At 65.4% G+C, this 18,307-nt stretch carries 18 protein-coding genes and 1 pseudogene; 4 read left to right on the top strand and 15 right to left on the bottom strand.

Annotated elements, in window-relative coordinates; genetic code table 11:
* Nucleotides 1-20: 20 nt before the first annotated feature.
* The 11 genes and pseudogenes from RAD10_RS39530 to RAD10_RS39480 form a co-directional block, all read right to left on the bottom strand.
* Nucleotides 21-737, bottom strand: coding sequence for a GntR family transcriptional regulator (locus RAD10_RS39530; RefSeq protein WP_461621700.1), 717 nt, complete (start codon nucleotides 735-737; stop codon nucleotides 21-23).
* Nucleotides 738-760: 23 nt separating this feature from the next.
* Entirely contained in the window at nucleotides 761-1,501 is a 741-nt protein-coding gene (locus tag RAD10_RS39525) for an SDR family oxidoreductase (protein WP_461621699.1), read from the bottom strand.
* 22 nt (nucleotides 1,502-1,523) lie between these two features.
* Entirely contained in the window at nucleotides 1,524-2,294 is a 771-nt protein-coding gene (locus tag RAD10_RS39520; protein WP_461621717.1) for an SDR family oxidoreductase, read from the bottom strand.
* A 15-nt stretch (nucleotides 2,295-2,309) separates the two neighbouring features.
* A complete protein-coding gene (locus tag RAD10_RS39515; protein WP_028137140.1) occupies nucleotides 2,310-2,690 on the bottom strand; it encodes a carboxymuconolactone decarboxylase family protein in 381 nt (126 codons plus the stop codon).
* A gap of 29 nt (nucleotides 2,691-2,719) precedes the next feature.
* On the bottom strand, nucleotides 2,720-3,958 hold the full coding sequence (locus tag RAD10_RS39510) for an ABC transporter substrate-binding protein (RefSeq protein ID WP_461621698.1): 1,239 nt from the start codon (nucleotides 3,956-3,958) through the stop codon (nucleotides 2,720-2,722).
* Between the two features lie 34 nt (nucleotides 3,959-3,992).
* Nucleotides 3,993-5,205, bottom strand: a pseudogene (locus RAD10_RS39505) (ABC transporter substrate-binding protein).
* A 35-nt stretch (nucleotides 5,206-5,240) separates the two neighbouring features.
* On the bottom strand, nucleotides 5,241-5,948 hold the full coding sequence (locus RAD10_RS39500; RefSeq protein ID WP_028140567.1) for an ABC transporter ATP-binding protein: 708 nt from the start codon (nucleotides 5,946-5,948) through the stop codon (nucleotides 5,241-5,243).
* Nucleotides 5,935-7,707, bottom strand: a complete 1,773-nt coding sequence (locus RAD10_RS39495; RefSeq protein WP_461621697.1) for a branched-chain amino acid ABC transporter ATP-binding protein/permease — start codon at nucleotides 7,705-7,707, stop codon at nucleotides 5,935-5,937. The genes RAD10_RS39500 and RAD10_RS39495 overlap by 14 nt, the downstream gene beginning before the upstream one ends.
* 2 nt (nucleotides 7,708-7,709) lie before the next feature.
* Nucleotides 7,710-8,645, bottom strand: coding sequence for a branched-chain amino acid ABC transporter permease (locus tag RAD10_RS39490; RefSeq protein ID WP_461621696.1), 936 nt, complete (start codon nucleotides 8,643-8,645; stop codon nucleotides 7,710-7,712).
* A gap of 103 nt (nucleotides 8,646-8,748) precedes the next feature.
* The gene (locus RAD10_RS39485) at nucleotides 8,749-10,143 is read right to left on the bottom strand and encodes an MmgE/PrpD family protein (protein ID WP_461621695.1); all 1,395 of its coding nucleotides are present in this window, start codon (nucleotides 10,141-10,143) and stop codon (nucleotides 8,749-8,751) included.
* Between the two features lie 30 nt (nucleotides 10,144-10,173).
* Nucleotides 10,174-11,067 (bottom strand): NAD(P)-dependent oxidoreductase, encoded by an 894-nt coding sequence (locus tag RAD10_RS39480; RefSeq protein ID WP_461621694.1) that lies wholly within the window; start codon nucleotides 11,065-11,067, stop codon nucleotides 10,174-10,176.
* A gap of 251 nt (nucleotides 11,068-11,318) precedes the next feature.
* Between RAD10_RS39480 and RAD10_RS39475 the strand changes: the two genes are divergently transcribed.
* The 4 genes from RAD10_RS39475 (at nucleotide 11,319) to RAD10_RS39460 (ending at nucleotide 14,617) form a co-directional block, all read left to right on the top strand.
* Nucleotides 11,319-12,650, top strand: a complete 1,332-nt coding sequence (locus RAD10_RS39475; protein ID WP_461621693.1) for an MmgE/PrpD family protein — start codon at nucleotides 11,319-11,321, stop codon at nucleotides 12,648-12,650.
* A 43-nt stretch (nucleotides 12,651-12,693) separates the two neighbouring features.
* Complete coding sequence (locus RAD10_RS39470) at nucleotides 12,694-13,083, top strand: carboxymuconolactone decarboxylase family protein (RefSeq protein WP_091957089.1); 390 nt, start codon at nucleotides 12,694-12,696, stop codon at nucleotides 13,081-13,083.
* 9 nt (nucleotides 13,084-13,092) lie between these two features.
* Complete coding sequence (locus tag RAD10_RS39465) at nucleotides 13,093-13,899, top strand: N-acyl homoserine lactonase family protein (protein WP_461621692.1); 807 nt, start codon at nucleotides 13,093-13,095, stop codon at nucleotides 13,897-13,899.
* Between the two features lie 109 nt (nucleotides 13,900-14,008).
* On the top strand, nucleotides 14,009-14,617 hold the full coding sequence (locus RAD10_RS39460) for a cysteine hydrolase family protein (protein ID WP_461621691.1): 609 nt from the start codon (nucleotides 14,009-14,011) through the stop codon (nucleotides 14,615-14,617).
* A gap of 11 nt (nucleotides 14,618-14,628) precedes the next feature.
* On the opposite strand, the gene RAD10_RS39455 is transcribed toward RAD10_RS39460, so the two are convergent.
* The 4 genes from RAD10_RS39455 to RAD10_RS39440 form a co-directional block, all read right to left on the bottom strand.
* Complete coding sequence (locus RAD10_RS39455) at nucleotides 14,629-15,804, bottom strand: DUF305 domain-containing protein (protein ID WP_461621690.1); 1,176 nt, start codon at nucleotides 15,802-15,804, stop codon at nucleotides 14,629-14,631.
* Nucleotides 15,801-15,980 (bottom strand): CsbD family protein, encoded by a 180-nt coding sequence (locus RAD10_RS39450; protein WP_461621689.1) that lies wholly within the window; start codon nucleotides 15,978-15,980, stop codon nucleotides 15,801-15,803. Before RAD10_RS39450 ends, RAD10_RS39455 begins: the two co-directional genes overlap by 4 nt.
* A gap of 165 nt (nucleotides 15,981-16,145) precedes the next feature.
* Nucleotides 16,146-17,750 carry an alpha-amylase family glycosyl hydrolase gene (locus tag RAD10_RS39445; RefSeq protein ID WP_461621688.1) on the bottom strand — a complete coding sequence of 535 codons (1,605 nt, stop codon included), beginning with the start codon at nucleotides 17,748-17,750 and terminating at the stop codon, nucleotides 16,146-16,148.
* Nucleotides 17,731-18,300, bottom strand: a complete 570-nt coding sequence (locus tag RAD10_RS39440) for a hypothetical protein (protein ID WP_461621687.1) — start codon at nucleotides 18,298-18,300, stop codon at nucleotides 17,731-17,733. Before RAD10_RS39440 ends, RAD10_RS39445 begins: the two co-directional genes overlap by 20 nt.
* Nucleotides 18,301-18,307 lie beyond the last annotated feature (7 nt).

The raw sequence follows: 18,307 nt of genomic DNA, 5'->3' as shown, positions 1-18,307 counted from the left end.
CACTCCCTGGCGGCATTGTTCTAGTCGTCGGAAGGCGCCGCCTCCTTGGCCGCCGACGATTTTTCGATCATGTCGAGCGCGGCCACCGCGGCCGCATTGATGTGGTCGACGCAGCAACGTTCGGCGAGATCCGGATCGCCGTTCTGGATCGCACGCCAGATCGCGGTGACCTCGCGAAGACTCTTGTTGATCCGCTTCGGCTGCGACATCGAGGTGATCCGCAGCAGCTGGATGCGATCGTGCAGCGGCTTGAGCATGCGCTCGATGAAGGCATTGCGGCAGCCGCCGATCAGCGCCGCGTAGAAATCGGTCTTGGCTTCGAGGCTGCCGACGAGATCCTGCTTGGCCGCGGCGGCCTTGAGCCGTGTCAGGGCGTCGCCGATCCGGCGTGCCACCTCGGGGTCGTGAAGCCTGGCGCATTCGCGGCCGGCGAAGCCTTCGAGCACCGCGCGGGCCGCGTAGAGCTGCCGGGCCTCTTCGAGGCTGATCGTGGACACCACGGGGCCGCGGTGCGGAACCGTATTGACCAGCCCGTCGGCCTCGAGCGCACGCAGCGCTTCGCGGATCGAGGGGCGGCTGACGCCCATCATCTCGCAGAGTTCGCGCTCGACCAGGCGCTGGCCCGGCTTCAGCGTCCCGGACATGATCGCCTCACGCAGCTTCTGCGCCACCATCGCCCGGACGGTCGGGACGTCCTCGATGCGGAGTGTCGACTGCAATTCGTTGCGTCTTTCCATGTCCGGGTCCTGTTCGGGAAAACTCAGTACCGGTTTACAGGCAGAATCATCATTTCGGCAATTTGAACGTGGGCGGGCTGGTCGAGCGCGAAGACGATCGAGCGGGCGATATCGGCCGGATCGAGCGCCATTCTGAACTGGTCGAAATAGTCCTTTTCCTTCTGCTGATCGCCGCGGTAGCGGGTCAGGATGATGTTGGTCCGGGTCAGGCCGGGCTGCAGCTCGGTGACCCGGATCGCGGTTTCCGCCAGCTCGCCCCGAAGGGTCTCGGTGAACATGTGCACGCCCGCCTTGCTGGTACTGTACGCCGCCATGTCGGGCACGATCCGCACCGCGTTGATGGAGCTGATGTTGACGACATGGCCGGCGTTGCGCTGGACCATGCCGGGGATGATCGCGCGCGTGACGCGCATCAGGCCGATCAGGTTGGTCTGGATGATGTTGGACCAATCGTCTGCAGAACCGATGTCGAAGCGCGTCCGGCCGCCGATGTCGTGGCCGGCATTGTTGATGAGAACGTCGACCGGCCTGAAATGACCGGGAATGGCCTCCGGCAGGCCATCGACGGCCTTGGCATCGCTGACGTCGAGCTGGATCGGAAACACGGCATCGCCGGCCGTAGTCGCGAGCTCTTGAAGCGCCTTGGCGTCGCGATCGACCAGCACGACGCGACGGCCGCTGTCCAGCAGCGCCTTGGTGATGGCGCGTCCCATGCCGCCGGCGGCACCCGTCAGGACAACGGTCTGGCCCGATTGTTCAGTCATCGCAGCACTCCCATTCCAGTTCTCATGCCACCGACCAGCCGCCGTCGATCGGCAGGCTGGCGCCGGTGATATCGTTTGCGGCCGGGCCGCAGAGGAAGACGACCATGGCGGCGACCGCATCCATCTCGACGAAGCGCTGCGTCGGCTGGCGCTCGCCGAGATAGTCGCGCGTCACGTCCTCGACCGGACGATCGCTGTTCGATGCCATCGTCGCGATCTTGTTCAGGATGGCCGGCGTCGGCAGCGTGCCGGGGCAGAGCGTGTTGCAGGTGATGCCGCTGCGCGCCGTCTCGATGGCCACCGCGCGGGTCATGCCTGAAATCGCTGTCTTGGTGGTGACGTAGTCGATGCGGTCCTCGACCGCGCGGCTCGAATAGATCGAGCCCATGTTGATGATCCGGCCCCAGCCGCGCTGCTTCATCGCCGGCAGCGCCATGCGGATGAGGTGGAACGGCGCCGATAAATTGACGGCCAGCGCCTGGTCCCAGCGCTCGGGCGGAAACTGTTCGATGGCAGAGAAATGCCTGACAACGGCGTTGTTGACGAGGATATCGATGGCGCCGCAGCGATCGAGCAGGTCGGTCATCATGGCCTCGATCGCCTCGCGCCGGGACAGATCGACGCCGGCCGAGATGACCTCCACGCCGAAGCGGGCGCGGAGATCATCCGCGGCCTGCTTCGGCGCGACGAGATCGTGAAGGACGATATTGGCGCCCGCGCCGGCAAGGCCTTCCGCGATGGCGAGGCCGAGGCCCGCGGTCGCGCCGGTCACGAGTGCCCATTTGCCCTTCATCGCAGCCACGCTCCGCTACTTCTTGTCGAGCTCGGCGAAGACTTCCTTCGCATTCCGGAAGGCATCGACGCCCGCCGGCACGCCGCAATAGATCGCGACCTGCATGAAGACCTCGCGGATTTCCTCCTTGGTCGCGCCATTGGCGAGCGCGCCACGGACATGCGTCTTCAGCTCGTGCGGGCGGTTGAGCGCGCAGAGCATCGCCAAATTGAGGAAGCTACGCGTCTTGCGGGTGAGGCCTTCGCGGCCCCAGACGTAACCCCAGCAATATTCCGTGGTCAGGTCCTGCATCGGGCGGTTGAACTCGTCGGCGGATGCGATCGCCTTGTCGACGAACTCGTTGCCGAGCACGCTCTTGCGGATTTCGAGGCCGCGGTCGTAGGTCGCCTTGTCCATGTTGGTCTCCGTTTCTTGTTCGCCCGTTGTCAGCTCTTCGGCCAGAACGGTTTTGCCAGGGCGAGTTCGGGCGGGAACACCGTTACTGGAATGCCGGCTTGCCACTGCACGATGGTCATGCCCGCGCCAACGCGGCGGCCTTTCTCGTCGAACTTGATCTCGCCCAGCGGGTAATATTTGGAGGGGCCGCCATCCATGGTGCGCAGCGCTTCGCCGACGGCGACGCGATCGGCCTTGCCGGCCTTCTCCAGCGCGTCCTTGATCACCCACATGTCGCCATAGGTGGAGATCGCGTTCTGCGTCATCCACGGCTCCTTGTAGCGGGTCTTCAATTCGGCAATCAGCGCCTCGTGGCCCTTGGCACCCCAGCTGGCGACGCAGGTCAGGACGCCCTGGAGCAGCTCGGGGCTGACGGTCTGCAGCATGTCCGGCTCGGCGATCGCGATGCCGAACGAGATCGTTGGAATCTTGCCCTGGCCGAGGCCGAACTCGTTCATCTTCTCGAGCAGCAGTTTTGCGTCCGAGATCACGGTCGGCAGGAAGAACAGCAGATCGGGCTTGGCGGAGCGGATCTTCTGCACCAGCGACGTCGCGTCCGCCAGCGGCGGCGTGAACGTCTCGTCGACGATCAGTTGCAGCTGGTTCTCCGCCAGCAGGCCTTCGCGCATCGCCTTGGCGGAGGCGATTGAGGCGCCCGTGTTGTCGGTGAGGATCGCGACCGTCTTCGGCCGTTTGCCCGAGGCCGTCTCCGCCAGCTTGATGAGCTGGGGCAACGCTTGCCGTGCCTGCGACCCCGCGGTGGCCGCGGTCTGGAACACGTATTTGAACCCGCGCTCGGTGATGAGATCCGAGTAGGAGAGGGTAAGCATGGGCAGGTTGGCGCGTTCGGTCACCTCGGTCACCGCGAGCGTGAACGAGGACAGATAGGCGCCGCTGGCCGCGACCAGATCGGTCTCCTGCGCCACCATGCGCTGTGCCGCGTTCTTGGCCTTCTCGGTGGTGTCGCCGGAATCGAGCACGACGAGCTTCAGCTTGGCGCCGCCGAGCGCCTTGACGCCGCCTTGCGCGTTGATGTGGTCGATCGCCATCTCGGCGCCTTCGCGCATCACCGTTCCCGGGCGGGCATAGAGTCCCGAGATCGGCACAAGCAGGCCGACCTTCACTTCAGAAGGCTGCTGCGCCCAGCCGGGCCGGGACGCGATCAGCGTGCCGGAGGCGCCGGCCAGCAGCGTTCGCCGCGATATCGTGATCTTGCTCTTGGCAGTCATGACAATCTCCTCCCTGAAAAATTGCGCGACGTTGTCAGGATTTCTTTGGCCAGAACGGCTGCGCCTGCGCGAGCTCGGGCGGATAAACGGTGACAGGCACGCCCGATTGCCATTGCACGATGACGACACCGGCGCCCACCCGGCGGCCCTTCTCGTCGAATTTGAGCTGGCCGCCCGGATAGTATTTCGACGGACCGGCATCCATGGTGCGGAAGGCCTGCGCGACCGCGTTGCGGTCGGCCTTGCCCGCTTTCTCCAGCGCTTCCTTCATCAGCCACATGTCGCCATAGGTCGAGATGACGTTCTGCGTCATCCAGGGCTCCTTGTACTTGGTCGTGGCCCTTCGAGCCCCAATTGGCGACGATGGTCATGATGCCTTGCACCGTCTCCGGGCTCACGCTCTGCAGCATGTCGGGCTCGGCGATGGTGATGCTGAAGGAGACGGTCGGGATCTTGCCTTGGCCGAGGCCGAACTCGCTGATCTTCTCGAGGCCGAGCTTGGCGTCCGACACCGCGTTCGGCATGAACAGCAGCAGATCGGGCTTGGCCGAACGAACCTTCTGGATCAGCGGCGTCGCATCCGACAGCGGCGGGGTCCAGACCTCCTCGACCACGAGCTGCAGGCCCTCCTGCGCGAACAGCCTCTCCTTGAGCGCCTTGGCGGTGGCCACCGACGTCGCGGTGTTGTCCATCAGCATCGCCACGGTCTTCGGCTTCTTGCCCGAGGCATTCTCGGCGAGCTTCATCAGCGTCGGCAGGCCGAGCTCTGACTGGCGGCTCGCGGTCGCGGCGGTCTGGAAGATGTATTTGAAGCCGCGGTCGGTCAGCAGGTCCGAATAGGACAGCGTCAGCACCGGCAGTTCGGCGCGCTCGGTCACCTCGGTGACTGCCAACGTGAAGGAGGAGAGATAGGAGCCGGTGGCGGCGACCAGATCAGGCTCCTGCGCCACCATGCGCTGCGCCGCGTTCTTGGCCTTCTCGGTGGTATCGCCGCAGTCGATCACGACGAGCTTCAGCTTGGCGCCGCCGAGCGCCTTGATGCCGCCCTGCGCGTTGATGTGCTCGATGCCCATCTCGGCGCCCATCTTCATCACCTGGCCGGGGCGGGTGTAGATACCCGACAGCGGCACGATCAATCCGACCTTGATCTCGCCAGGTGCCTGCGCGCGCGCAACGCCCGCGAGGCCGACGGCGGCGGCGCCGGAGAGTACGGTGCGGCGACTCAGTCCTTTTGAAGTCTTGTTCATTTTGTTTTCTCCCTGATCTCTGTTTTTTGTGTTGGTCACATGCCGAGATAGGCCTTCCGCACGCGGTCGTCGGCGCGCAGCGTGGCGTTGTTGCCTTCGAGCACGACGTGTCCGGCTTCGAGGACATAGCCGTGGTCGGCGGATTCCAGCGCTTCCGCGACGCGCTGCTCGACCAGCAGCATGGTCAGCCCGGACTGGCGGCGAATCTCGATCAGGCGCTCGAAAATGAAGTCCGCGGTCGAGGGCGCGAGCCCCATCGAGGGCTCGTCCAGCATCAGAAGCTTCGGCGAGGAGGCGAGGCCGCGGCCGATCGCGAGCATCTGCTGCTGGCCGCCGGACATCGTGCCCGCGAATTGATCGCGGCGCTCCTTCAGCACCGGCAGCCATTCGAAGATCCGCTCGATGTTGGCTTGCCAGTCCCGCCGGCCGCTTTCGGTCATCGCTCCCATTTCCAGATTCTCCATCACGGTCAGTGACGGGAAGACCTGGCGTCCCTCCGGGACGTGGGCGATGCCGAGATGGGCGCGCTGCGGCGGTGGCACTGCGAGCAGATCGACGCCGTCGAACGTGATGGCGCCGCCGCTGGGCTTGACGATGCCGGAGATCGTCTTGAACAACGTGGTCTTGCCGGCGCCGTTGGGTCCGACGATCGCGACGAACTGGCCTGCGCCGACATTGATCGAGACGTCGTTCAGAACGGGTTTGGCCGAATAGCCCGCGCTCAATCCCTCAATTCGCAGCATGGCCCACCCATTTCTTGCCGAGATAGGCCTCGATCACGCGGTTGTCGCGCGTCACCACTTCCGGCAGGCCTTCGGTGATGACGGCGCCGTGGTCGAGCACGAGGAATCTGTCGACCAGCCGGACCATCGCCTGCATGGTGTGCTCGATGATCGCGATGGTCATGCCGTCGCGCGCGAGCTGCTGGATCACCGCGACGACCTCATCCGCCTCGCCGTGGCCGAGGCCCGCAAGCGTCTCGTCGAGCAGCAGGATGCGCGGCTGGCCGGCGATCGCGCGGGCAAGCTCCATCAGCCGCAGTTCCTTGGTGGAGAGCTCGCCGGCGACACGGTCTGCCACCGCAGACAGCCCGACGCGGGCGACCGCATCGGCGGCAAGCTTGCGGGCCTCGTCATCGGAGCGCGCGCGCACATAGGCGCCCACGACGACGTTGTCGAGGATCGACATGCGCAGGAACGGCCGCATCACCTGGAAGGTGCGGCCGATGCCGGCCTCGCAGATCACGTGCGGCCGCTGGCCCGACATGTTGCGGCCGTCGATCAGCACCTCGCCCTGGCTCGGCTTGAGGAAGCCGTTGAGGAGATTGAACAGCGTGGTCTTGCCGGCACCGTTGGGGCCGATGATGCCGAGGATCTCGTTCTTGTGCAGCTTGAAGCTGATATCTTGCACCGCCTTCAGGCCGCCGAAGGAGCGCGAGAGGTTCTTCACTTCGAGCACGACCTCGCCGGTGGCGGCACGCTGCCGGGAGGCGGGCTTCAGGGCCGTCACGTTGGCAGCTGCCGCTTCCGCGGTATCACTGAGCGCCGCCTTGGATGCGGCGCGCTTGCGCAGGAGGTCGCGCAGCTTCCAGAACAGGCCTTCCGGCGCGAGCAGGATGACGCAGACGATGGCAATGCCGAAGATGACGCCCTGAATGCCGGGGATGCGCGCGCCGGCTTCGGCGTGCAGGATCTCGGCAAGCGGGATCAGGATCACCGAGCCGATCACCGGGCCCCAGACCGTGCCGACGCCGCCGAACATCGCGACCGTCAGCGCCTGCGCGGACACCAGCATGCCGAACACCGATGCCGGGGTCACGACCAGCAGCACCTGCGCGTAGAACCCGCCGATGGCGGCGGCAATCGCGCCGCTGAGCGTGATCGCGCGCAGCTTCCAGGCCAGCGTATTGATACCGGCGGCTTCGGCCGCAGCCTCGTTCTGCTTGATCGCGAGCAGCGCCATGCCGAAGCGCGATCGCTCGATCATTTGCGTCAGAACGATGGTGGCGAGCATGAGCGCCAGCCCGAGGAGCGTGTAGAGATGCGGATCGGCGAACTGCATGTAGGCGATCGGCGCCTCGCGCTTGATCGGAAGCGTCACCTCCTGGAAGCCGAGCCACTCGAACACGTAGAGAATGGCGAGCGGGTAGGCGAGCATTGCCAGCGCGAAATAGTGGCCCTGCAGGCGGAAGGTCGGGAAGCCGATCAGGAGCCCGGCGATGCCGCCGAGCATGGCGGCGATCGGGATCAGCAGCCAGGGCGAGATGTCGAAATAGATCTGGCCGAGCGCGGTCGCGTAGGCGCCGATCCCGAAGAAGGCGGCGTGGCCGAACGAGATCAGGCCGGTGTAGCCGCTGAGCAGGTTCCACGACAGCCCGAACACCGCCCACACCGGCACCAGCGTCAGGATGAGCTGATAGTAGGAGTTGGTGACGCCGAGCGACACGACCGCATAGGCGAGCGTGAAGAGCAGGGGAGGCAGAAAGGATCGCATCCGGAGCATGGTCACGTCCTTTCGACCATGCGCCCGAAGAAGCCTTGCGGACGGAAGAAGATGATGAGGAGGAAGACGGCAAAGATCGCGGCGTTCTGCAATTGCGTCGGCAGGATCAGCGTCGACATCTGCTGCACGAGGCCGATCGTCATGCCGCCCCAGAACGCGCCGATGATGCTGCCCATGCCACCGAGCACGACGCCGGCATACATGACGATGACGTATTCGAGGCCGACGAAGGGGTGGAACGGGTAGTTGGTGGCGAGCAGGCCGCCGGCAATCGCGGTGATGCCGCAGCCGAGCGCGAAGGCGGTGCGATGCGCGCGGTCGACGTCGATGCCCATATAGGTCGCAGCCGTCGGATTGTCAGCGGCGGCGCGGAGCGACTTGCCGATCCGCGTCCGCGTGATCAGCAGCGACAGCAGGATCATGATCGCCAGCGAGACGATCATATCGATGCTGCGGGCCTTGTTGAGGAAGATGCTCATGTCGAAGAAGGGCCCGAGTTCCCAGGCCGAGCTCGACAGCGGCGTGCGGATCGAGGCGAGCACCGAGCCGAACACGATGAGGCCGCCGTTCTGCAGGATCAGCGCGATGCCGAGCGTGAGGATGAGCTGGGCGTAATGGCCTTCGCCTTCGAGCGAGGCGGTGCGCGTGCCTGACACGTGCGAGATCAGCATCCGATGAACGAAATAGCCGAACACGGCGAGCACGGGCCCGGCCAGCAGGATGGCGATGAACGGCCCCACGGCATTGCCGAACAGTGTCTGGATGCCGGCGGCGGTGAAGAGATAGAAGGCGGTGTACATGCCGAGCATCATGAAATCGCCATGGGCGAAGTTGATGACACGCATGACGCCGAAGATCAGGCCGAGTCCGACGCACATCAGGCCGTAGACGGCGCCGATCAAAAGCCCCGCGGCGAGCGCTTGCAGAAAGCCTTCCATCAGCCTGGCCTCCGAGTATCGGCTTGCCGGCAGTCATGCGCCGATGGCACTACTAAGCTGGTCTCGAAATCGACCATGTTTCCCCCGTACTCTCCGGCACTTCTCATGGTGCCGATCGTAAAGCCCGTTCCGTTGCGTCCAGGCGGCACTGCGCGGCGATGTCGCCGGCATTGCCGAGCTGCTCGCAGTCGTCGACGAGTTGCTCGAGCCGATGCGCGCGGTCCTCACCGAGGACTCCGGCTGCCGAGCTACGAAAGCGTGCGCGAATATCCGCAGGTGTTGCGGCAATGACGTCGGGCAGAGCGTGCCGGATGGTCCGGCCGTCGCGCAGCTGCACGGACACTTCCGCGCCCTGCTTGCCGGGGAAGGCGCCCGTGAAGCCGGCGTCTGCCTTGAGATCGGTGATCGCGACCAGGCGGATGATGTCGGCATCATCGAGCTCGGCGTAGTTGTCTTCCTCGATCTCGCCCCGCGCCAGCGTCGCCGCGACGCTGAAGGGAATGCTCATCTTGGCCTGAAGCGCATTGCGGTAGGGACCCATGGAGTCGCAGCCGGGATAACGAACGGCGGCATCCGGCGCGCGAATGACGACGCGGTCGATCTCCTCCGTGCTGGCGAGTTCGTGCGAAACGCGCAGCGCCGCTTGCGCGGCGGTCTGCGCGAAATTGCAGGCCGGCACCGGCTTGTTGTAGACGGCCATGATCTCGCACTCGCCATTGGGGAAGAGGGCGATGCTGTCCGGCGCGGCCTGGCGGCGATAGGCGGCGAACAGGCCGGCTTCACCCTCCAGTATGGTTTCCGAGCCAAAGGCGCCGGCTGCGGCAAGGCCAATTGCCTTGATCGCATTGCCGGCGGCAAAGCCGGGATGAAAATACATGTCGGAGCCGCCGGCATGCGGCCACTCGTTGAGTCCGCTGGAGGTATTGGCCGCAATCGCGATCGCGCTGGTGGCCTGGTCCTCGGAGAGGCCATGCGCAAAACTTCCCGCGAGCGCAGCGCCCAGAGGTGCCACGAGGCCCGTCGGACGATAGAGCCTTGCGAGGTCTGAGGTCAGCAGCGCGCGGCCGATCCGCGCGCCGGTCTCATAGCCGATAATGGCCGCCGCCAGCAGCTTCGCGCCGTGGAGCGGCGCTTGTTCCGACAGCGCGAGCAGGGCCGGCCAGATCACCACGCCGTGGTGCGCGATGCTGGCCGCATGCATGTCTTCCCGCACGAGGCCGTGCCCCATCACGGCATTGGCGAAGGCCGCGTCGGCCGGCGAGGAGAGTTGCGACGTCCCCATGATCGTCGCGCTGCCGCCGGCTTGCGCGATCGCAATCGCCTGGCGGCTCCAGGGATGATGGCCGGCCTCGAAGGCGCAGGACAGGAAGTCGAGCAGGCAGAGCTTTGCCTTGGCGACGACTTCCGGCCCGAAATAACCAATATCCAGCGCAAGCACGCTCCGCGCCATCTGGCGCGCGAGCGGGAACTTGCCTGATACGGTCGTGCCGATCGTCATCGCGGGTCGCTCTCCCAAAGGTCTGCGCGATCAGCCGCGCATCTCGACCCCGGCCCACTCTTCGAGCACCTTGGCGATCGAGGTGAAGTCGGATGAGGCGCCGTATTTGGCGTTGGTGATCGCCAGCATCTGCCGCACCACCGCGCCGCAGACCATCGGCACGCCCATGGCCTCGGCCTCGTCCACGCAAAGACGGACGTCCTTGTAGGACAGGCCGGTGGCGAAGCCGAAATCGAAGGTGCCGGGCAGCACCGCGCGGGGGAATTTGTCTTCGGAGGCGCTGTTGCGGCCGCTGCTGGCGTTGATGATGTCGATTAGCACCTTGGCGTTGACGCCGCCCTTGACGCCCATCGCGACGGCTTCCGAGGTGATCACGAGGGCTGCGGCCGCCATCAAATTGTTGGCGAGCTTGGCCGTCTGCGCCACGCCGGGCTTGTCGCCGGTGTAGAACAGCTTGCCGAAGTTCTTCAGGATCGGCTGCACGGTGTCGTAAGTCGCCTGCGGGCACGAGACCATCACCGCCAGCGTGCCGTTGACGGCGCCCTTGATGCCGCCGCTCACGGGCGCATCGACCAGTGTCATACCTTTCGCTTTGAGGCCTTCCGCGACGAACTTCGCAGCGCCTGGACCCGACGTCGAGAGATCGATGACGATCTTCGCACGGTTGCCGCTGCTGATGCCGTCCTGGCCGAGCGCAACGGCCTTGACGATGTCGGGCGTCGGCAGGCTGGCGAGCACGATGTCGGAGCGTGAAGCCACGTCGGCCGGCGAATTGGCGAGGAGCGCGCCGCGCTTGACCAGCGGCTGAGTCGCCTCGGCCTGCGTGTCATAGACGACGAGCGAATAGCCCGCGTCCATCAATCGTCCCGCCATCGGGCCGCCCATGCGGCCCGTGCCGATTACGCCGAGAATCTCTCCCGCCATCGTCTACTCCCTGTCGCGCAATCCCGTGACGGGCGCGCCTTCTTCATCTCGTTGGTCGAACGCGTTCGCCGGCCGGCCGTCTCGGCCGCCGTCGTGTGGCAGCGGGTATCCCGCGCCAACGGGTCGGATTGTTATGATTGTCAGACAAGCTGTCAAGCATAACATTTGGGGTCGACAGTTTGCCGCGGATCGGCATAAAGTTCGGGAAAACGAGGAAGACGCTCCGCGTGCCGCAAGTCCCAATTTCGAGTGTGAGCAAGACGCTCGCCGATTTCGTCGCTGCTTCGTCCTGGGCGGAGGTGGAGGCGCAGAGCTTTGAGGCGCGACGATCGATTCTCAATTTCTTCGCGACGGCGCTCGGCTCCGCGCGCGATCCCGTCGTCATCGCAGCGATGCGCACGCTGTCGCCGTTCAGCGGGGCCGCGACATCGACGGTCGTTGGTCACTCGCGGCCGATGGATGCGTTGTGCGCGTCATTTCTCAATGCGATCTCGGCCAATCTGCTCGACTTCGACGACACCCATGTCGAGACAATCATTCATCCCGCCGCGCCGGTTGCTGCGCCCATATTGGCGCTTTCGGAGATGCGAAAACTGTCGGGGCGGGAGGTATTGACCGCGTTCATTCTCGGCGTGGACGTGGAGTGCCGCATCGGCAATTCAGTCTCGCCGCGCCACTACGCGCGCGGCTGGCACATCACCTCGACCTGCGGGATTTTTGGCGCGGCGGCGGCGTGCGCGAAACTACTAGGCCTGCCCGCTGAGGGGATCGCAAACGCGATCGGACTTGCGGCCAGCCAGTCGTCGGGCAATGTCGAGAACCTGCCCAGTGCCGCCAAGAATGTCAGCGTGGGCAACGCGGCGAGGAACGGGTTGTTCGCGGCATTGCTGGCGCAGCAGGGCTTTGAGGCGGCGCCCCGCGCCATTGAAGGCCCGCTCGGTTGGGCGCGTACGATGGGGGACGAGCCCGATATTGCTCGCCTGCTCGACGGTCTCGGCAAGACCTGGGAGATTGCGAAGAACACCTACAAGCCTTACCCCGCCGGCATCGTCTTTCACGCGGTGATCGACGCCTGCCTCTCATTGCGCGAGCGCATCGCTGGACGCGTCGACCAGATCGAGTTGGTGATAGTGCAGGGCTCGGCGCTGCTGCTCGCCCGCGGCGATCGCCCGGTCAACAACGAGCGCGATGCGCGTGTCAGCATCCATCATTGCGTGGCGTGCGGATTATTGCTCGGCACGGCCGGGGTGGCCGAATTCGCGCGTGAGACGGTGGTCCGGCCCGATATCGCGCAGCTGCGGCAGAAGGCGAGGGCGGAGCTGGACAGCGAGATGCCCGATGGTGCCGCGCGCGTGACGTTGCGCTTGTCGTCCGGTGAGGTCCTCACCGAGACCGTCATTTCGCCGCGTGGCAGTCTTGCTGCGCCGCTCACAGATCGCGACCTCGAGGCCAAGCTGCGCGAGGCCGTGCGGACCGGCCGAAGCGACTGGGATGCGGACCGTGTCATCGACGCAGTCTGGCAGCTCGATTCGGTCGACGACGTCGGCAATCTCCTGCAATCGCTGCGACCGGCATCGCGCTAATCAACTTCCAACTCAACTCTCTCAAGACCTGAAAGGGACGATCATGAGCAAGACCGAACTGTTCGAAAAGGGCCTCAAAGTTCGTAAAGAGGTGCTCGGCGAGGACTACGTCAACAAGTCAATTGCCGGGGCCGACGAGTTCACGCGCACCATGGCGGAATGGTCGACCGAATTTTGCTGGGGTGCGTTGTGGACGCGGCCTGGTGTCGACCGGCGCACGCGCTCGATCGTCAATCTGGCGATGCTCGGCGCGCTGAACCGGCCGCATGAGCTGAAGCTGCATATCAAAGGCGCCCTGAAGAACGGGCTGACCAAGGAGGAGATCAAGGAGATCCTGCTCCAGGTTGCGGTCTATTGCGGCGTCCCCGCCGGCATCGACGCCTTCCGCAATGCGCGCGAGGCCTTCAACGAGGTCGACGCGGCCGGTTCCTGAGCTACTCCCATGGCTGACCCGGACTACGAGCTCTTTGCCATCCGCTATGCGACGCGGGAGGGGCAGCGGAGCGAGCACTTCATCGGCGGCGACCCGCATGACGGACCGATGCCGATGGACTATTTCATGTGGCTGGCGCGGGGAGGCGGGCGCAGCTTCGTCATCGACACCGGGTTCAACGCGGAAGTTGCCAGGCAGCGCAGGCGGAATTTCCTGCGCTGCCCGGTGGAGACGCTTGCCGCGTTCGATATCGACCCTACCGACGTCAAGGACGTGATCCTCACGCATCTGCACTACGACCATGTCGGTAATTTCGACCGATTTCCGAACGCGCGATTTCATCTCCAGGAGCGCGAACTCGCCTATGCCACCGGGCGCTATATGCAATATCCACGGCTGTCGCATTCGTTCGAGGTCGAGGACGTCTGCGGGATCGTGCGGCTGAATTACGCACGCCGGGTGCTGTTCTACGACGGTGATGCCGAGATTGCGCCCGGTCTGACGGTGCATGCGGCCGGCGGGCATTCCGCCGGTCTTCAATTCGTCCGCGTCAACACACGCCGCGGCCCTGTCGTGCTCGCCTCCGACGTCAGTCACTTCTATGAGAACATGACCAGCGAGCGTCCGTTCACGACGGCGTTTCATGTTGGCGATATGCTTGTGGGCTTCGACAAGCTGCGCGCCGCGGCACCTGATGCGGACCACATCGTTCCCGGTCATGATCCGCTCGTCATGAAGCTCTACCCGGCGCCAAGCCCGGAGCTGAATGGGATTGCGGTTCGCCTCGACGTGGCGCCGACCGCAACGCCGGCGTAACCGCGCGTAGCGGGTTCCAGGTCTGCCTCTGCACCGCGGCGGTTCGGAACCAAAGCCTTCGCCTTCGCATTCGCAATGGATCGCCGAATGCGCTTGATGGTGGAGGACGATGAGGGACAGCACGTCGGAAGTGGCCGAGGTCAGGGAGGCCGTTCACCTCTGCATCGATATGCAGAACATTTTCGCCCCCGGCGGTCTGTGGGCGACGCCGTGGATGGAGCGGGTTCTGCCGACGATCGCCTCGATCGTTGCGCGCCACCAGGCCAGAACCATCTTCACGCGCTTCATCACGCCGCAAGATCCGGAAGATCGTCCCGGCCAGTGGCAGAGCTATTTTCACCGCTGGAGCCAGGCAACGCGCAAGAATCTGCCTCCATCCGCGCTCGAGCTCGTGCCCGCGCTGAGCAAGTTCGTTCCGCCGGCTGCAATGATCGACAAGCCGGCCTATTCCGCGTTCAGCAATTCCGCCCTTGCGGGCCGGCTGATCGACAAGAACGTCGGCACGGTCGTGATCTCGGGCGCCGAGACCGACGTCTGCGTGCTCTCGACGGTCCTGAGCGCGGTCGATCTCGGCTTCAGGGTCGTCATCGTCGAGGACGCCTTGTGCAGCTCGTCCGACGTCGGGCACGACGCGCTCATGACGATGTACCGCACCCGCTTTCACGGCCAGGTCGACCTGGTGACAACGGAAGAACTGGCCGAGTTCTGGCGGGAGTAGGGGCGATCAGCTCAATTGACGTTGTCGCCGAGCATGTTGCGGACGGCCGTGGCGACGGCCGAAATGCCGCTCGCATCGTGCATCAGCGCGATCTCGCCCTGCTGGGCGTGGCGAATGGCATGCGCCATGATGCGGAGGCGCGGGTCTCCGCTACTCCGCCACATCTGGTCGGCCATCCTGACCGCGCCCATGTGATGCTTGCTCATGGTCTCGACGAACACCGCGTCGAACCGGTCCGCCGGCGCGGCCTTGACCTGCCGCATCTCGGCCTGAGTCAGGAAGCCCGGCATGGCGGCACGCTCTTCGGTGCTGCAGTCGGGCATCTCCGTGTCGAACCAGCTCAGCCACCAGTTCTCGAAGATCCGGCTCTCGCCGGCCTGGCTCGCGACCATCAGCATCGCCAGCTTGCGCAGATGCGGGTCCCCGGCGCGCTCCACGGCGATCCGGGCCAGCTCGATGCCCTGGGCATGATGCGCCGTCATGTGACGGATATAGGTCTGGTCCGCATCCCTGTCGCGGCCCATCCACGGCGGCTCGTAGCCGTGGCTGCCGAACAACGCGATCGCTCCGAGCAGGGCCATGACGACCAGCGCACCGGTGATCCAGGCATTGGTGAAGCGGATGTCGCGCTCCGCTGCAGCGCCGCGCCTCCAGCGCAACCGGGCGAACAGAGGATACATCAGGGCCGAGGTGCCATGAACGAGCAGGCCGATCCAATAGGGCTGCTGCAGCGTGAACAGCGGCTGCCAGAACGGAAACAGCGGCACCAGCACGAACCATTCCGTGGCGGACGAGAGCGCGGCCCAGGGCAGCGCGAGCAGCAGGATGGTCGCCGGCCGCAAGTCGGCGGTCCAGCGTCCGAGCACACCGAAGAACACCAGCGCCCAGGAAAAATCCGCCCATTGATGAAAGGCGATTCCGGTCAGGGCCGCGCTCCAGGACGGCTCCGCGCTGATCGCCCAGTCGCGCGCGGGAATGGCGGCGACCGTCATCCAGTCGACCGCGGCATCGCGGCCGATCCGGGCGGCGAACAGCTGGCTGACGATGGTCGAGAAGGTGCTGCTGATCAGGCCGAGCTCGGCGGCGGCAATCCAGCGCGAACGTCGTCGTCTCCCCGTGACCCGCGACAGGCCTTTGTCAGTGCGCCGCGCTGCATTGGCAAGTGCTGGTCGCGGCTCTGCGTTCACGTCAGCTGCTTGAGCTTCTTCAGCGGGTTGAGCTTGCTCGGCTTGTCCTGTTCGTCACGGCCGCGCCGGGCCTCGGCCTTGCCGTCATCGTGCAGATCCTGGTCGCCGATGATCTCGCCGACGGCTTGCCTGGTCTTGCCGACGATGCGTTGCTGAAGTCCCTTTGTCTTGCCCATGGCTGTCTCCCAAGGTGACCTGCCTCCCAGACCCACGCCGCTAACCCCGGCGCCTGAAGGGGCGGTGAGCGCCGGGGTTGCGGTTTCGTGCAGTCTGCCTCCGGCAGGGGGGACGTCGGAGGCGTTGATCAGACGCTCTGACGCGCGGATGGTTCCTCGGGGCCTTCAGCGCGGATCGAGCGCGATGATCACGCCTTCATTGCCCCGGAGCAGGATGGAAGCATCCGGCAACGCCACGGGCGGCCGGTCGAGATGCGTCGACATCAGCAGGCGGCCGCGGCCCAGCCAGTGCCATTTGCGCGGCTCGGCGGCGATGTTGAGCGCGACCAGAAATTCGTTGTGGCCGTCGGTCCGCTTGTAGGCGAGAATGTCGTTCTGTGAGCGCAGTGGCTCGTGACCGCCGAGATGCAGGCCCGCATGCTCGCGCCGCAGCGCGATCAGCGCGCGAAACAGCGCCAGGATCGAACGCTCGTCGCGCCGCTGCCCGGCAACATTGGCTGCGCCATCAGGGGGCTCCAGCGGCAGCCACGGACGGCCCGTGGTGAAGCCGCCGTCGGGGCTGTCATCCCATCGCATCGGTGCGCGCTCGGGATCGCGGCAGAGGCCATATCCCGGCACCAGCCTCTCGAAGGGATCATGGACGCGGTCGGGCGGAATGGGCACGCGCTTGCGGCCGATCTCGTCGCCCATGAAGAGGAACGGCGTTCCCCGCAGCGTCATCAGCAGCATCGCCAGCACGCGCATTTGCGCTTCGCCGATCCTGCTGGCGACCCGCTGCTTGTCGTGGCCGCCGATCACCCAGACCGGCCAGGCATGCGCGGGCAGGGCGTTGAAATAGGCGTCGATCGCCGCTTGCAGCGACAGCGCGCTCCACGGCGTATCCAGCAGCGCGAAATTGAGCGGAAGATGCAAGCGCGGCCTGTCGTTGCCGTAGAAGTGCCCGATGCGATCGGTCTTGCCCTGGACTTCGCCGCAGAGCATGCGTCCCCGATAGCCGTCGATCACCTCGCGGATGAATTCGATGCAATCCATCGTCTCCGGCCGGTCGTCGGTAAAGACGGGCGTCTGACGCTGCGGCGGCGGCTTGCCCTCGGCGGCCGGATTCGGCGGGTTGTCGCGCAAGAGCTCGTCCTTGATCAGGACCGCGCTGGCATCGACGCGAAAGCCGTCGACGCCGCGGTCGAGCCAGAAGCGCATCACATCGGCGATCGCGCCGCGCACCTGCGGATTGCGCCAGTTGAGGTCGGGCTGCTCGACCAGGAAGGAATGATAATAGTATTGCCTCCGCGCCTCGCACCATTCCCAGCCGCTGCCGCCGAAGCGGCTCAGCCAGTTGTTGGGCGGGCCGCCGTTCTCGGCCGCATCGGCCCAGATGTACCAGTCGGCCTTGGCGCTGGCGGGCGAGCTGGAGCTCTCGACGAACCATTCGTGATCATCGGCGGTGTGATTGGGGACGAGGTCGAGGATGAGGCGGATGCCTTCGGTGTGCAGGGCTTCGAGCAGCCGGTCGAAATCCTCGAGGTTGCCGAAGGCAGGATCGATCGCGCAATAGTCGGAGATGTCGTACCCGAGGTCGCGGAACGGGCTTTTGTAGATCGGCGTCAGCCAGACCGCGTCGACGCCGAGCCATTTGAGGTAGTCGATGCGCGATATCAGCCCGTTGAGGTCGCCCTTGCCGTCGCCGTTGGAGTCCTGGAAGGAGATCAGTGCGATCTCGTAGATGACGGCGGATTTCCACCACGCAGCCTCGTCAGGGGACGCGACGCTCATCGCCTTGCTTCACCTCATGATGACCGGCGGGCGCTGCGATCTGCCTGGCCGCCGTTCTGACGCTCTCGATGCCCTTGGGAAAGCCGCTGCGGTTCGGATACAGCTTGCGCCGTGCCTCGCGCGGCGGCCGCCTCGGCTTGGTGTCCTGCGCGGCGCGGTAGTCGAGCATGGCGATGCCGCCGACCATCAAGAGCGCCAGCGCGATGTTGCCCTTCTTGGGATTGTCGGCTGTCAGCCCCGACAGCAGCGCGGCGGCATCGAGACCGTCGCCGCCGACGCGGGCCCACAGGCCGGCGTTCTTGTCGACCGACAGCGACATGATCCCGGCCAGGATCTCGCGCACGCCGAAGGCGCGGACCATGGTCTCATGGCCTTCCATGCCCAGCGTTTGCGTGACGCGTCTCGGCGCGAAAAATTCGACGACGCCGAGCCCGATGCTGAACCAGCCGAGCGCGCGGGCGAGCTGATCTTCCGGCCGCTTCAGGCTCGGCCCGCCCTCGACGATTTTCGGATCGCCCTTGGTCCGGACGATGTTGGAGAAATGAAACATGGCTTGC

The organism is Bradyrhizobium sp. 23AC, assembly GCF_054863025.1.
The sequence above is the reverse complement of the archived record's forward strand: the minus strand, read 5'-3'. Positions and strand labels throughout refer to the sequence as shown.